Source organism: Chroococcidiopsis sp. CCNUC1, from assembly GCF_023546805.1.
Classification (GTDB): domain Bacteria; phylum Cyanobacteriota; class Cyanobacteriia; order Cyanobacteriales; family Chroococcidiopsidaceae; genus Chroococcidiopsis; species Chroococcidiopsis thermalis.
On record NZ_CP097480.1, the window covers coordinates 1507818 to 1524100 of the forward strand.

At 41.3% G+C, this 16283-nt stretch carries 11 protein-coding genes and 1 pseudogene; 8 read left to right on the plus strand and 4 right to left on the minus strand.

Features of this window, described 5'->3' with window-relative positions; all coding sequences use genetic code 11:
- Positions 1-24: 24 nt before the first annotated feature.
- The 3 genes from M5J74_RS07075 to M5J74_RS07085 all read left to right on the plus strand — a co-directional run bounded on the left by M5J74_RS07075 (position 25) and on the right by M5J74_RS07085 (position 5262).
- Positions 25-2919: a hybrid sensor histidine kinase/response regulator gene (locus M5J74_RS07075; RefSeq protein WP_250016132.1), complete on the plus strand. Its 2895-nt coding sequence runs from the start codon at positions 25-27 to the stop codon at positions 2917-2919.
- Positions 2916-4742, plus strand: a complete 1827-nt coding sequence (locus tag M5J74_RS07080; RefSeq protein WP_250016133.1) for an EAL domain-containing protein — start codon at positions 2916-2918, stop codon at positions 4740-4742. Before M5J74_RS07075 ends, M5J74_RS07080 begins: the two co-directional genes overlap by 4 nt.
- 295 nt (positions 4743-5037) lie before the next feature.
- Positions 5038-5262 carry a DUF2281 domain-containing protein gene (locus tag M5J74_RS07085; protein ID WP_106217447.1) on the plus strand — a complete coding sequence of 75 codons (225 nt, stop codon included), beginning with the start codon at positions 5038-5040 and terminating at the stop codon, positions 5260-5262.
- Here the strand turns inward: M5J74_RS07085 and M5J74_RS07090 are convergent.
- The gene (locus tag M5J74_RS07090; RefSeq protein WP_106168286.1) at positions 5259-5513 is read right to left on the minus strand and encodes a DUF262 domain-containing protein; all 255 of its coding nucleotides are present in this window, start codon (positions 5511-5513) and stop codon (positions 5259-5261) included. The two genes, M5J74_RS07085 and M5J74_RS07090, sit on opposite strands and share 4 nt — an antisense overlap.
- 201 nt (positions 5514-5714) lie before the next feature.
- On the opposite strand from M5J74_RS07090, the pseudogene ilvA reads away from it, so the two are divergent.
- Positions 5715-7225, plus strand: a pseudogene (gene ilvA, locus M5J74_RS07095) (threonine ammonia-lyase, biosynthetic).
- A gap of 16 nt (positions 7226-7241) precedes the next feature.
- Here ilvA and M5J74_RS07100 read toward each other — a convergent pair.
- The gene (locus M5J74_RS07100) at positions 7242-12992 is read right to left on the minus strand and encodes an alpha-2-macroglobulin (protein WP_250016135.1); all 5751 of its coding nucleotides are present in this window, start codon (positions 12990-12992) and stop codon (positions 7242-7244) included.
- Positions 12993-13380: 388 nt separating this feature from the next.
- Between M5J74_RS07100 and M5J74_RS07105 the strand changes: the two genes are divergently transcribed.
- From M5J74_RS07105 to M5J74_RS07115, 3 genes are all read left to right on the plus strand, one after another.
- The gene (locus tag M5J74_RS07105; RefSeq protein WP_106546494.1) at positions 13381-13857 is read left to right on the plus strand and encodes a hypothetical protein; all 477 of its coding nucleotides are present in this window, start codon (positions 13381-13383) and stop codon (positions 13855-13857) included.
- Positions 13858-14273: 416 nt separating this feature from the next.
- The gene (locus M5J74_RS07110) at positions 14274-14480 is read left to right on the plus strand and encodes a hypothetical protein (protein WP_106546493.1); all 207 of its coding nucleotides are present in this window, start codon (positions 14274-14276) and stop codon (positions 14478-14480) included.
- Between the two features lie 2 nt (positions 14481-14482).
- A complete protein-coding gene (locus tag M5J74_RS07115) occupies positions 14483-14749 on the plus strand; it encodes a type II toxin-antitoxin system YafQ family toxin (RefSeq protein ID WP_106546492.1) in 267 nt (88 codons plus the stop codon).
- Between the two features lie 168 nt (positions 14750-14917).
- Here M5J74_RS07115 and M5J74_RS07120 read toward each other — a convergent pair whose 3' ends face one another.
- Positions 14918-15232, minus strand: coding sequence for a helix-turn-helix transcriptional regulator (locus tag M5J74_RS07120; protein ID WP_250016136.1), 315 nt, complete (start codon positions 15230-15232; stop codon positions 14918-14920).
- A gap of 4 nt (positions 15233-15236) precedes the next feature.
- Entirely contained in the window at positions 15237-15578 is a 342-nt protein-coding gene (locus M5J74_RS07125) for a type II toxin-antitoxin system RelE/ParE family toxin (protein WP_250016138.1), read from the minus strand.
- A gap of 65 nt (positions 15579-15643) precedes the next feature.
- Here M5J74_RS07125 and M5J74_RS07130 point away from each other — a divergent pair, with 65 nt between their 5' ends.
- A complete protein-coding gene (locus M5J74_RS07130; RefSeq protein WP_250016139.1) occupies positions 15644-15850 on the plus strand; it encodes a hypothetical protein in 207 nt (68 codons plus the stop codon).
- Positions 15851-16283: the final 433 nt, after the last annotated feature.

Here is a 16283-nt window from a genome sequence, read left to right on the forward strand (position 1 = left end):
TGCTCCTACTCTCAGTAGATAACTATGAAATTGTTTAGCCCAACCGCATCACCACAAGAGCAAGATATTTCCAGAGCTAAAAGCTTTAGAGGACTGCCCCTACGATTAGTCTTGATATTACCTTTTGTGTTACAAATTGTTGGTGCAGTAGGATTAGTGGGTTATTTTTCGTTTAAAAACGGTCAGCAAGCGGTGAACGCTCTTGTCGATCGCTTAATGGATAAAAGTGGCAACCTAGTGTCCGAACATCTCACTGGTTATTTAGACACTCCTCAAAAAATTAATCAGATTAATCATGACGCGGTCGCGTTAGGATTATTAGATTTAAAAGACTTCAAGACAACAGGACGTTATTTTTGGAAACAACTACAAACTTATCCAGAACTAGCTTACAGTGCCTATACACTGACTACGGGAGAATATGCCGGTGCAGGAAGATTTTTAGCAGGACGGGGAGTTACTATTGATGAACTATCTGCTGCTACTGACTGGAGAACATATACATACGCTACAGACGAGCGAGGCAATCGCACTCAAATAGCAGTAGTCTACGATGACTACAACCCTCAAACAGAAGCTTGGTATCAGGACGCAGTCAAGGCAGGAAAACCAGTCTGGAGTTCAGTAGCTAACTGGGATGGCGAAAATTTAGCAGGATACATATCTATTACTGCTACTAGTCCTATTTACAATAATAAAAATCAACTTTTCGGTGTCATTGGAGTCGATCTACTTTTAGTTGGTATTAATGATTTTTTAAAACAACTTAAACTTACTCCATCAGCCAAAGTTTTTGTGATCGAACGTGATGGGTTACTCATTGCCTCCTCTAGTACGGAAAAACCTTTTACCCTAGTTAATGGTATAGCTAAAAGACTCAGCGCTCTTGATATTAATGACGCTCAAATTCGAGCAACAGCCAAGTATTTGAAACACAATTTCGGTAATTTCCAAAGAATTAAAGGCGAACAAAAACTAAGTTTTAAATTACAAGACGAACTTCAGTTCGTTCGCGTAGTCCCTTGGCAAGATGGCTTTGGGTTGAATTGGTTAGTCGTAACTACCATACCCGAATCAGATTTCATGGGACAAATTCATGCCAACAACCGAACAACATTTTTTCTCTGTTTTTTAACATTATTAGTAGCAATTTGGTTGGGGTTACTTACCTCTCGTTGGATTAGTCAACCAATTCTACGCTTAAGTAAAGCCTCTGCGGCGATCGCTCAAGGAGATTTAAACCAACAAGTGGACGTGAAAAAGATCCTTGAAATAGGAGTATTGTCACGCTCTTTCAATGAGATGGCGCAACAATTACAAGCATCTTTTGCTAATTTAGCTCGAATCAATCAAGAACTCGATCGCAAAAACCAGGAAGTTGTCCGAATCAACGAGCAATTAGATAAGGCGAATCAAGAATTAGCAACAGCTAACGATGAACTCGAACTGCGAGTAGAGAAAAGAACTGTAGAACTACAACACGCTAAAACTGCGGCAGAACTAGCTAATCGCGCTAAAAGTGAATTTCTAGCGAACATGAGTCACGAACTACGGACTCCTCTCAACGCCATCCTCGGTTTTTCCCAATTGATGAATCGAGAACCTTCTTTAACGGATCGGCAACAGGAAAGCCTCAGAATTATCAATCGGAGTGGCGAACATTTACTCTCGCTGGTCAATGACGTATTAGATTTAGCCAAAATTGAGTCAGGAAAAATGACTCTCTATCCCACTGACTTCGACTTATATGTCTTATTAGACTCGATTAAAGAGATGTTGGCACTACGAGCAGAATCTAAAGGGTTACAGTTAACAATCGAGCGCAGCAACAATCTCCCTCAATATATCAAAACTGACGACAAGAAACTGCGGCAAGTTTTAATTAATTTATTGGGTAACGCAATTAAATTTACTTCAGTTGGTAGCGTCACTCTAGGAGTAGAATTAGCAGGCGATCGGCAACCAATAGCCAACAATCAACAACTCATAACTCTTCACTTTGAAGTTGCTGATACTGGTGCAGGTATTGCACCAACAGAAATTAATAGTGTATTTGAAGCTTTTGTTCAAACAGAAACAGGTAAACAATCTCAACAAGGAACTGGTTTAGGCTTACCTATTACCAAAAGTTTTGTCGAATTGATGGGAGGCAAGATTACTGTTAACTCCGAACTAGGAAAAGGTACAGTTTTTCAATTTAATATCCAAGCTTTAGAAAGCGATGTTAGTAAAGCCGTCGAGCAAAAAAGAACTTATAGAGTTGTTGGAATCCAACCAAATCAACAGAAATATCGGATTTTAGTCGTAGACGATCGCTGGGAGAATCGCCAGCTTTTACTAAAATTATTACAACCAATTGGTTTCCAAGTTAAAGAAGCAGTTAACGGACAAGAAGCAATCAAAATATGGCAGCAATGGCAACCGCATTTGATTTGGATGGACATGCGAATGCCAGTCATGAACGGTTATGATGCGACTCAACAAATTAAATCACATCTTCAAGGACAAGCTACTGCAATTATTGCTCTTACCGCTAGCACTCTTGAAGAAGAGAAAGCTATTGTTCTTTCGGCTGGTTGCGATGATTTTGTCCGCAAACCTTTTCATGAAGAAGTCATTTTTGACAAAATGGCTCAATTTTTAGGCGTACGGTATATATATGAAGAAATTTGCTCTAAAAATATTTCTGAAGCTTCAACTGTTGACAAGTTGACAGCTGAAGCTTTAGCCGTTATGTCGAATGAATGGCTGATGAACCTCTCAGAAGCTGCGGCTTTGATTGACGAAGAGCAAATTGCTCAATTAGTGTCTCAAATACCAGAAGAATATCAAGCATTAGCTCAATCGATTCAAAAAGAAGTTAGTGAATTTAATTTTGACCGGATTATGAATTTCGCTCAAACCGCAGCTAATTTATGAATAACGCTCAATTAAATTATCATTGTGCCGACATTTTAGTTGTTGACGATACTCCTGATAATTTGAGAGTTTTATCTACAGCTTTAATAGAAAGAGGTTATAAAGTTCGCTGTACTAAAAATGGTGCTATGGCATTACTTACAGCTAAAAAAGATCCACCTCATCTCATTTTGTTAGATATTAAAATGCCAGAAATGGATGGTTATGAAGTTTGCGAACAGCTAAAATTAGATTCTTCAACGAGTCATATTCCTGTAATTTTTTTAAGTGCGCTAGATGATGTTTTCGATAAAGTTAAAGGTTTTGCAGTTGGTGGAGTAGACTATATCACAAAGCCATTTCAAATTGAAGAAGTTGTAGTCCGCATCCAACATCAATTAGCTTTACAGGCAGCACAGGCAGAAATTTATCAATTAAATAACGCTCTAGAACAAAAAGTTCGGCAAAGAACTTTACAATTAGAAGAAGTTATTCAGCAAAGAGAGCGAGAAATCGTCAAGCACAAACAAACTCAAAAAAAGCTATTTTATCAAGCTTTACATGATGCTCTAACAGGTTTGCCCAATCGAACTTTATTTATGGAGCATTTACAAAAAGCTCTACATCGTATTACCAGAAATAAAGATTATTTGTGTGCCGTTTTATTTATCGATCTCGATCGCTTCAAAATTATTAATGATAGTTGGGGACATGCTGTCGGCGATCGCCTATTAATTGCGATCTCTCATATCCTGAAAGAATGCTCGCGCGAGGTTGATACTGTAGCGCGTTTGAGTGGAGATGAGTTTACTATTTTATTAGAAGATCTACAAGATACTCAAGACGCGATCGCAATTGCCGAACGATTGTTAGAGAAACTAACTGCTCCAATTCATTTAGGTGAATGTAAAGTCTATATTGGGGCTAGTATTGGTATTGTTTTTGGTTCGGTAGCTTATCAAACTGTCAATGAGTTACTGCGGGATGCCGATATTGCGATGTATCGCGCTAAAGCTTTAGGAAAAGGACGTTATGCAATCTTCGATCGCGAAATGTACGACAGAACGTTGCATCTTTCACAACTAGAAATAGACTTGCGTTATGCCTTGGAACGTCAAGAGTTTCTATTACACTATCAACCAATTATCTCTGTCGCAACTGGGAGATTGACGGGTTTTGAAGCCTTATTACGCTGGCAACATCCAAAAATGGGATTGATCGATCCAGGAGATTTCATTGAGATCGCCGAAGAAACTGGCTTAATTGTACCGATTGGTGAATGGATTTTACAGGAAGCTTGTCAACAGTTATATATTTGGCAGCAAAAATTTGCTACGACATCTTTATATATTAGTGTCAATCTTTCCAGCAAGCAAATTCAGCAATTCGATCTAGTAGATAAGTTAGCTAAAATTCTGGATCGTACTGGTTTAAATGGAAAAAATCTCAAGTTAGAACTGACTGAAACTATGCTAATGGATCGAGGAGAAAAGACGATCGAACTTCTCTTTCAAATTAAAGAGCAAAACATTCAACTCAGTATTGATGATTTTGGCACGGGATATTCCTCTTTAAGTTATTTACATCGTTTTCCAATAGACGCACTGAAAATCGATCGCTCTTTTGTCAGTCCGATTGATGCGGAAGGCAAGAATTGTGAAATAGTGAGGACAATTATTACTCTAGCTCACACTTTAGGAATTAAAGCGATCGCCGAAGGAGTAGAAACATCTCATCAACTAGCTGTATTAAAAAAGTTGGGGTGTGACGAAGCGCAGGGGTATTTCTTTGGTACGCCCGTCAACTTTCAACTAGCAGAAGAGATTTTAGTCAAAAATGTTTAATAGTAATTTGTACTATCATTTCAACTATAGGATTTATATTTGATTTTTGAAAACAGCTCAGTAATTTAATATTTTCTATTGCCTGTTGCCCGTCTTCACGAGTAAGTTTATAAATCAAACTGGATTCCTATAGTAAGTACCGAGCCTTTCTACTTGAGGCTCGCTCTACCTGCGATCGCGTAGTGTAGAGTGAAAGCACTCTCTTGAATTAGTAACTCTCCCCAAGAGTAGCAAGAAAAACTAGAGTATTAATATAGGAGAATGAAAGTAACAAGGAAAAGAGTAGAGAACGACAATGGCTGCAAGAGAACAACTGCTTAACGAAATCGCTCAAACTCCAGATGTTTTGCTTGAGGAGGTTTTAGATTTTCTGCTGTTTGCCAAAGCTCGTAGAACACAGCAGGTATCCGAACAAAAAAAATCTCCGCGTCCATTTGCGCTTTGTGCCGGAGAGTTTACAGTTCCTCCTGATTTTAACGCTCCATTACCAGATGAAATTCTGCGTGATTTTGAGAGCTAGGTTTTGAGTGAATGGATATTCTGGTCGTTATTAGGAAGCTTGTATGGACCAAGATTTCTGGCTGTTCGCAAAGGGTTTTTTGTTCTCCATAGTAAAACAGAACCAAAGGGAAAACCTTTGTATATACTATCTATAAAACAGGCAACTTGCTCTGCGTCCCAAACAAAACCCCTTTGAAAAGAAGGAATTCTAATTCTACCCCTTTCTAAATCGTTAATTAAATCTTTAACAAAGTAGTAAGTTTCAGCCATGATAATGTTGATTTAATTCAAATGACAGCGTTTAGGTAGCTAAGAAATAGCTTTTGGAAAAAATGGTTCAAAAAACGATCTAATGCAAAACCCTGGAGAAGCCTTACTTTTCTAGATTAGCAGCGAGATCGCTAATCGACTCTAATATCGGGACGCTAGTGCCGTAAAATTATCATTCATAGGTATTTGTTCGCCTCCCCCATGTACTGCGATTATCTCGTCCAAATTCTGACTGCCCGCGTCTACGATGTCGCCCAGGAATCTCCACTAGAATACGCTGCAAATCTCTCAACTCGAATAAACAACAAACTCCTCCTGAAGCGAGAGGATATGCAGTCAGTCTTTTCCTTCAAATTGCGGGGGCTTACAACAAGATGGCACAACTGCCACCTGAATTGTTGGCGCAGGGTGTCATTGCTGCATCTGCCGGAAACCACGCCCAAGGAGTTGCGCTTGCAGCCCGCCAGTTGGGAACTCGCGCTATTATCGTCATGCCCGTGACGACTCCCCAGGTGAAGATAAATGCAGTCAGATCTCATGGGGGAGAGGTTATATTGCATGGGAATACATACGATGATGCCTATACTCATGCCCGTCAATTAGAAGCTGAAAAAGGCATGACGTTTATTCATCCCTTCGACGATCCGTATGTGATTGCCGGACAGGGTACGATTGGGATGGAAATTTTACGACAGTGCCAACAACCGATTCACGCAATTTTTGTGGCAATTGGGGGTGGTGGTTTAATTTCGGGAATTGCGGCATACGTCAAAAGGTTGCGCCCTGAAATCAAAATTATCGGCGTAGAACCCGTAGATGCTGATGCGATGTATCAGTCTCTTAAAGCTGGAAAAAGGGTAAGGTTGCCTCAAGTCGGCTTATTTGCCGATGGGGTAGCGGTGCGGGAAGTCGGGGAAGAAACCTTTCGGTTGTGCCAGCAGTATGTCGATGACATCATTTTGGTGGATACAGATGATACTTGCGCCGCAATTAAAGACGTATTTGAAGATACGCGATCGATTTTAGAACCTGCTGGGGCATTAGCGATCGCGGCTGCTAAAACTTATGCAGAACGAGAACAAATTCAGGGACAAACGCTAGTCGCTGTCGCCTGCGGTGCTAATATGAATTTCGATCGCCTGCGGTTTGTAGCCGAACGTGCAGAGTTAGGCGAACGTCGAGAAGCCATCTTTGCCGTGACAATTCCCGAACAAAGGGGCAGTCTGCGGCAGTTTTGCGAATGTATTGGTAAGCGCAATTTAACTGAGTTTAACTATCGGATTGCTGACGAAAAAGAAGCGCATATTTTTGTCGGCGTACAAATTGAAAATCGCGCCGATGCAGCCAAGATGGTAACTAACTTTGAAGCGGCGGGGTTGAAAACCATTGACTTAACCGATGACGAACTGACAAAATTACACTTGCGCCACATGGTAGGCGGAAGATCTCCCCTAGCTAGCAACGAATTACTCTATCGGTTTGAGTTTCCCGAACGTCCTGGGGCATTGATGCAATTTGTTGGTTCCATGAGTCCCAATTGGAATATTAGCTTGTTTCACTACCGCAACAACGGGGCAGACTACGGACGCGCCGTAGTGGGAATGCAAGTTCCGCCCCAGGAAATGGAACAGTGGCAGGCGTTTCTCGATACGCTGGGATTGAATTATTGGGATGAAAGCCAAAATCCGGCGTACAAGTTGTTTTTGGGGTAGATGGAGAGTAAAAATCTCACTGCGAATCTTGAATCACCAACCGAGAGGAACTACAACGCCCAAATTCTTCTGGAGCATATTGTAAATGCGCCTCTGCACCAGACCAAAGAAACGTGCCTGGAGTGACCGATCGCACGAGATAATGAAGTTGATAGACTCCTGGTTCTAGCCTGTCGCTATAGGCTACCACGCGATCGCGGTATATTGTTTGATAACCAATTTCCCAGCTATCTTGTTGCGGTTGGAAGTAAGGCGTAGCGGTTTGGAAACTCGTATCCACAGCCTCAAATCCAGCAGGGAGAGGATCTGTAATGATAACTCGATCCACAGGGCGATCGCTAATTATTTCTAAACCTATATCAAACACTTGTCCAACTGGAACTGTCAAGGGTTCGGTAGGGGCATACAAACCAATTCGCCGCAATGCCTTTGTTTCATTAGCCGGACGAATTTCTCGCGTCACTCTGAGTCCGTTTAAGCGCCCTGGTTGTTCTCCCTGGAGGCGATAGCGATAGGCAAGTAGGTAGTGTAGCATCCCGCGACCGGATTTTTTCAAAGTTAGATTTAAATTTTTTTGCCCACGGAGTAGCTGAGTCATCGGTACGGAAATATCTACACTGGGTTTGCGGTAGCCTTCAAATTGAGTTGCAGTTAAGTTTTTACCTCCTAGTTGCACGTTTGCTGTAAAGTTAGGTGGTGTGGGTTGTAGAGACGTTACATGTAACGTCTCTACTCGCATATATTGCACCAAAGCGGTGAGTGCTTCAGCATTATCATAGGTTGTCTGCCAAGTTCCTTCCCTTCGCAACGCCAAGAGTCCTTGCAACAATCGAGCTAAAACTTCAGGCTTTGCCTTAGTATCGATAAATAATCGTAAGGCTTGGGCTTGACTTGTGGTAGGAGAATTCAACCACTGCCAACCGGAAGGTAAGTTTACCACGGCACTGCGTCCGGTTTCATATACAATCTCTTGCAATTGATCCGTCAGAATTTTCGCCTCTTGCTGCCATTCTGGAAATAGATGCAGGTATCGTGCTAATTTAATTTTGGTAACGAGATCGAAGCGATCGCGTCCGTGATAAATATCGGCAAGAAAATCATTCTGTTTGTTGCCTAATTCCGATAGTGCGATCGCTGCTTCTAAGCGTACTCGTTCTTTACAAGGCGACTCTTTACAAAAATCGTATTGACTAGGATTTGCTAGGAGTTTTTGCAGGTATATTTTCAGCTGACGCACCATCTTAGCATTAAGATCGAATCCTGCTGTTTGGGCTGTAGCAATTGCTGATGCTGCATAAGGCGAAACAAAAGGATCTGATGTTTTCTCGCCAGGTAAGCTAGCAAAGCCGCCGTCGGGTAACTGGAGTTTTTGCAAGCGTTCTAAAGCTTTTGCTTGTTGACTGGGGTTGAAATTGGTTACAGTTTGCCCGTATTGTTGAGAAAGAATTTGTAAATTTGCCGCGATCGCAAGTTGACTGGCGGCTGGTTCTAAAAATGGCAATTGTTCTTCATCTAGAACTTGTTTAACTGGCGCGGTAATATTAGCAATTGGCGTACTAGCAAGAGAAATTTCTAATCCGCCGACATCGGGCACGACATTGTTATCTATATTTAAGGGTATGGAAGTGCGATCGCTGGTTACTCCCGACTCTACCACTTGTTCTGTCACTTCCAGCGGTTTGACTTCCAACGGTACGGCGAAAGCATCGGTTGTACCATTTAATTGCGTGGTAAATTTAACTGTTGACTTGCCTGCACGATTTGCAACAAAGGGGAAACGATAAGCACTCGTACCGGATTTTGTCGGAGTTGATAAATCACCTGAATTATTGTCAGCAAATTGTATGGAACCATCTACAGTACCTTGAATTGCTAGCGTTCCCGATTGCCCTGTAGTATTGGTGACAGATAAACCTGCATCAAAGCGATCGCCTATACGAGCAAACTGCGGCAGAATTGGATTAGATAATAGCGGTTTAGTCGCAATAAATGTTTCTTCCCCATTACCAAAGCGCAAATCGCCATCGGTAGCAACCGCCATGACTCGCCAGGTTGTCAAATCATCGGGTAGATTAAACGTAACCTTTGCCTTTCCACTTGCATCTGTCTGCACCGCGCCGTTGTAGTAAGCTAAAGGTTGAAAGTTTGTCCGCACGCGGGTACTTGCCAATCCCGAAGAATTTCCGCCACCGTAACCCCAACCTTTATCGAGGGGAGATGATAGGGGTGATAAAACCACATTGGGACGATTATCGGCAAAGCGAGTAGAAATTGGTTGTTCGGCGTATACTGTTTGTACCAAATCTGGTAGTCGATAACCGCTTAATTGCAACACGGCTTCATTTACCACCATGACAGCAAACTGTCCTTGAAGTGGGTTTCCTACTCCATCTTGTAATTGTAATTCAACAGTTTGCGCTTCACCAGGAGCAAGCGATCGCTTTTCAGGTTTCACTTGCACTTTTAAATACTTATCTTCTAAATTAATTTTGAAAGGTGCAAACCCAATTCGTACCAAATTTTCTAAACTTCCTGGTTCGACTTGAGATATGGGAGTACCCTGGCGTACCAATACCGCTTCGACTGCGGCGTTTGGTAACATATCTGCGGTGACTTGAAATTGAACTTGCGGCGCACCACCTTTAACTGGAATAATCGTGCGATATAGAGTATCGTGGCGTACAACTGCCAAATATAATTCTGCTTCGGGATAGGGAGACTGAATCAATACTGTGGCTGTTTCCCCAGGTTGATAGCTATCTTTATCTAGTTTGAGTTCTAAGCGATTGTTCGTGTAGCGATCGCCCCAGTTTACCCCATTATCACCCGTCGCCCAAATCTGCGTATCAGTAGCAGTGCTTTCATCTTTAGCATTGGTAAAATTAGCGCGAATGCGGTAAGAACCGGATGTTGGCGGAGTCAGGTAAACAAGTTGAGGAGTATTGCTAGATGATGTCTGCGTTTGCGCTACCGTTTTATATTCCACTTGATTGTGAGGAGTCTGGCTACCTTCTACCACCTGGGTAACGCTGCTGTATTTCATTTCTTGTAACTCGATGCGGACTTGTTGCCCTGTCACGGCTTTGCCTGTAGGATCGGTGACGATAACTTGAATGGGAAAAGATTTACCAGCATCGGCGACAAAATCGCTTTGCAAACCAATGAGGCGATCGCTCGGTAGTGCCGTAAATGTGCGAGAATCAGCTACAGATAGATTGGAAACATCTGATATCTGTACGTCTACACGATAGGTCATCGGATAAGGTAAATCCTTAGCTACAGGAACAACTTGACTGCTTTTCCCTGCTGCATCTAAAACTTGACGCGATCGCAATACATCACTAGTAATATTAGGGCTTTCTTCGGGCCAAAACCACTGTCGTCCAAATGAAAATTGTTCCCAACCTTGAGGATTAAAATTAGTTTGGCTGCGAGTGACGTAATATTGTGCTTTTCCTCCTTCTACAGGCGCACCAAAGAAATAATTGCTTTGGGCTGTAGCTGTAATCTTTTCGTCAGTTAGCACGAATTCTTTATCTAAACCCAATTCTACTTTAAAATTAGGCGGTTTAAATTCAGCCATGCGAAATTCACCAGAAATTTCTGCACCACTTTCACCTTTAGCGCGGATTGAATAGTATCCTAAAGGTTGACTGGAATTGAGAGGTATTTCTAAGGAAAACGTCCCGAATTCATTTGTAGTTTGAGTACCTAAATCTATCTTTTCTCCGTTCGGATTTTCTAGAGTGATTTGATAAGAGACATTTTTATCTTGTTTGATAACGCCATTTTGTAGATAATAAGCTGCGCCAGTCAACTCAGCCTTTTCCCCTGGTTGATATAATTGACGATCTGAGAAAATCGTACCTCGCGATTCAATTTCGTTGCTGTTCCATCCCGCATCAATCCCATAACCATAGGAACCGCTATACTCATCACTCCGCGCAAAAGTCCAGTCTTGACCTTCACGAGCAATTACGAGTAACTTAGGTGGTGTATTAAACTCTGCACCTCCCGTGCAAGTTTGCAAAGCTTGACGATTTAGCAGTAAAGTTCCAGTCAAATCGGTTTTCCCAACCGCACAAGCTACGGGTACAATTCTAGATTTTGCCCCTAATTTAGATTCGTAAATTTCAACATTTGCATTTGCTACAGCAGCACCGTCTGCAAGATGATGAACTCGAATCAAACCTGAATCGGGAAACCACTGACTAAATACACCCAAATTAGTTAACTGTACTAATCCGTAAAATGTCGGTTCGCGCCATTGCTGCTTACCATTTTCCTTATAAGAATTAGTGCGCGCCTGCACGCCATAAGCTAACATTCCTGTAGAGTTACCCAGTTTTTCTCGTAGAGGAACAGTCGTATCAACCGATTGATTCTTGCGTCCTTTAACAGGAAACTTTTGCCAAGAACTCTGAGAAGGAAGTAAATCGTTACCATCACTTCTAGGATAGGCGGAATCAATATAAACTAAATCTTCTGGTTGTACGACTTTATAGGCTGCTTTATACCTCGACTCAGGTAAATTAACCGTGCTAATATTCAGTTGTAAATCTTTGCCATCAGGAAAGATATTCAAATCTGTGGGAACCCAAATATCGGGAGAAACATCACTTGTGTTGAATTTTTGAGTAATTAGTTTACCGAGAGTTTGCCCAAACTTATCTTTAAGATTTGCACCCAAAGTAACAGTATAAGTCGTTGCTGGTTCTAAAGCATAGGGATTGAGATTGACTATATTATTACCTTCGTAAGCTTGTACCAAACGAGGCAATTTTTTAGGTGCTGGCTGAATTGTAATATTGGCGATCGCAGATTCTGCTACCAAACCATTATTAAATATTAGTTGGGGGCTACCTTGAACAAATCTGCCGTAAGCTCCACCAGCATCCGCTTGTCCGATATACTCAATTTTATCAAATGCTAAAGGTGCGTAAGTTTGTACCTGAGTTGCAAAAGTAGATGTACTGGGTAAATTTCCGTGTAAAGGCAGCAAACCACGGGCAAATTCTAAACGATAACGAGTTGCTTTGTCTAGATTTTGTTGCGGCTTTATGGTATAGTTCCAATCACGATTAGCAGGATCGAATTTTTCTTGAGCTGAATTATCTGCCTCGATAACTTCCTGTTTCTCCAACGCAATTTTCAGCGGTATGCTTTGTTTTTTCTCCTCTGCTACAAGTTGCGCTTGTTTTGATAAAGACTCTAAATTTAATTCGACATTAGAACTAAATTTCAGCGTTGGCTGTAAACCCAAAGGTTCAGATGAAGATTCCGAATTAGGCTCGATTCCTGGTAAGTTGAATAACTTAATTGCTTCAGTACTGAAAGTCCAAGCCAGATCCTTATCTAAACGATGATTTTTTAAATCTGCCAATCCAGCTTTCAGGGTAATTCTAACCCGTGTAGCTTTCGGTAAAGCGCGATCGCCTTGCCATCCTACCATGCGCGGCGTGAGAAAGCGAAATTGCCCTGGCAAGGGTGGATAAAGCTCAAATTTCTTTAAAATATCTTGGCTGCTATCAATACTTTCAACTGGAATCAGCGCCTCTTTAAACCGAATCCGAATTTGGGCTTTTGTTTCAGCTTCTCCAATCGGACTAATTTGTTCAATCCAGTTTGGTAATGGTGGCGGAGGAATCGGTGCAACTACTGGTAGTGGTTCGTTTTCCGATAACCGCGCCGTACCACACCCTGCTATACCCAGTACAAGTGTTAATACTAGTAGGAAATACACCCCAATTCTCACACCCGTAGCCACAGTTCGCCTCGCTTTACTCGCACAGTATTCCTGTGATAGCTCATGAGGTTAAATGGTTCCGAAATCCCTACAATTCTTTACTAGTCTGTCTTTTGATATTACAGGTTTGTAAAATAGATGGATGAGAAAGTGCGATCGCAGGTTAATCTTAATGTCTCAGGTACTCTTCGATCAAATACTTGACCAACTTCAATCTCTCTTGAATTATTTGAGTTACAGCAACTTAATCGAGTTCTTCAAAACTATCTTGAAGATAAGGAAGAAATAACTAAATAAGCGATATTTTATTAAACAACTATACGAGGTAGTTATATAGAAAGTTTCAGCCTAGTAGATAGTTAGGTAGCTTTTCGGGGAATCCTAATATAGAAAGGTTAGGGTTTATTAAATGCTTCCGACAAATCTCAGCGAACTAGAAGAAATCCGTAAAGAATGCAAACAGATGGTAGTCAAGCGAGCAGTCGTTTCAGGTGCAGCGAACCTTGTTCCAATTCCAGGACTTGACATTGCGGCTGATGTTGGATTGCTCTTGCAACTACTTCCTGCTATCAATAGTAAATTTGGACTTTCCCCAGACCAGATAGAAAAACTTGATCCACAAATGAAAGCAATAGTTTATGGACTTGTTTCTAACATGGGAACTCAATTAGCGGGTAAGGTAATCACCAAACAATTAATTTTGACTATTCTCAAACGGGTTGGTATCCGAGTTGGAGCAAGGCAAGTTGCAAAGTTTATCCCAATCATTGGACAAAGCGCAGCACTTGCAATTAGCATCGCTGCGATGAAAACTATCGGTGATATGCACGTCGATGAATGTTACAACCTTGCTATGCAGGTTATCAAGAAGGGGAGAGCAGCTTAAGTACCGGATAAGTAATTCAAAATAGGATCGGAGGCAAGGATGATCGTGGCAACATTTTCAGTCGCCGTAAGAAGCCTAATAACGCTTTGGAGCGGACGTGCAAAGTTTTCGCGCTTCGTTCGGTGCTACTATCCTGTTGCTCGCTTTCATTGTTAGTTAGCAACCTGGTAATAGATATTAGACTAATTCTGAAAATTTTTTATTTGAGTTACTTAATTTTTAGCTGAATGACTCATATAAAAACATCGGCAATTGAGTTTATTTTGCGCTAATTGTACTAAGAAACTCATGCGATCGCAATTTAATCACTTAAGATGCGATCGCAAACTAACAATTCCCTTACAGCCAACGCGCGATCGCCCACAACAAGCGATATGTTAAAGTAATTGAGTAAGCATGAAAAGGGTTTGTACACTATGACCTTCAGCGATGTGGTCGAGGCAATCAAAAGTCTATCCACTGACGAAAAACAAGAAATCCAACTGCTACTGAAACAGTATATCCGTGAAGAACGCCGACAACAGATATATAAAAACTTTCAATTGGCGCAGGTTGAACAGCAAAAAGGCGAACTAAAATTTTCCGCCAACATTAATGAACTGAAGCAACTGATAGAGGAATAATAGTGGAAGTCAGTTTCAGTTCCTCATTCAAACGTGCTTTTAAAAAACGTATTAAGAGCGATGTAGATTTAGAGGCGAGATTTTGGCAGAAATTAGAGCAGTTTATTATAGCTCCATTTGCTCCCAGCTTAAAAACTCACAAATTATCAGGCAACCTCAAAGAATTTTGGAGTTTTAGCATAGATTATGACCAGAGAGTATTGTTCTACTTTACAGAAGATGGAAAAGCTGTGTTTGTAGATATTGGTAGCCATGACGAAGTGTATTAAGCAGCAGTGGCAACATAGCTCATTTATTACTAAATCTCTACTAGAACAAACTCAGTAGCTGGGTTTATTTTGTGTTAATTGCACTTAAAAACTCACGCGATCGCACCCCAGTTAAATCGCGATCGCCACTTTTCTAGCATACGATTGTTTCAATTAGAGTGTTTAAATTTAGCCCACTTGTGCAATAACTTGTCCAATTTCTTGAGGAGTTGCGCCTGTTGCTAGCATTGCCCGAATGAGTAATTCAATAGAAACTGAAGCATCACCATTTTCAGCCTTAGCGATTCGAGGTTGGCTAGAGTGTAATTTCTCTGCAAGTACAGTTTGGGTCATTAATTTTTGTCGCCGTTCTTTGAGGTGACGGCTGAGAGTAAGCTTAATCTCAATAAGTGTAGTTTCTTCTGGGGTAAGATCTAAAAATTCTGCAACAGTTCCGACTTTCCAACCTTTTTCTTCCAGCTTTTTTCTTTTGGCTTCTTTCATACAATTAATCCTGTATATCTTTGTCGTATTTGCTGAGTCGTTTTTGACAGATATCGATAACACTGGTAGGTGTTGTTCTGGTTGTCTTATTGAACACTTCAAGAATTAAAATTGCGTCGTCATCAATTCGGTAGATGATTCTCCAATTCTTATCTGCATCTCGAATCCGTAGTTCGTGGCAGCGTGTCCCAATACTTGTCATTGGTCTTGAATGGGGCAGTCCTAAGTTGTCACCTTGCTGTAACCGTCGCAGCAAAACTCCTGCTTCTATGCGTGCTGCTTGGCTAAAAGGAGGTGTTTTGATCTCGCCATGCAACCAAACCAAAGGTTTATCCGTTTCATTCATGTGTTATTTATATCATATCTGATATATTCATATAGTTGCCACAATCCAACAATTCAGGTAAAGCCATGCAAGCCAAACTTCAAGAGCAACTCTCTCCTGCTGATGCCGAAGTCATTTTAGGACGCTTACCCGAACGAATTCGCACCGCCTTAATTGCTCGTGCTGCTGAAATTGAATACCCAATTGAAGCAGTAGTTGAGATGGCGAAGGCTAGTTTTTTGGATACAGAAGCGTTAGGTTTTGCAGATTGCAAACCAGGACGCGGACAATAAAAAACCTTGGTAATTGGCTGTATTTTGCGCTAATTGTGCTTAAAAAATCATGCGATCGCACCTCAGTTAAATTGCGATCGAATACAGATTTATATTATCTAAAATTCCTAATTCAAATTCTAAATTCACGCTCTATCAGAAATGATACGGAGGTAGATAGTGCTACCTTGTGCCTATAATGCCCCTTATCCTTCAAGATTGAATGTCTGCAATCTTATGAACTCATCCTCTCTCAAATGACTCTACGAGTCGTCGAACAATACTCTGGGTAACATCAAGTAACATCGTGCGATCGCCGCATCGTTTCGTTTACACTACAAAAAACTACAAAAACTGCTCTACCCTCGATTATGCTGTATAACTTCAGTACATCTACATTTGTTCAGCTGCCAACCGTGTAAAGTAAAGCTATTTCCGAGAAAATCGCCCCTGC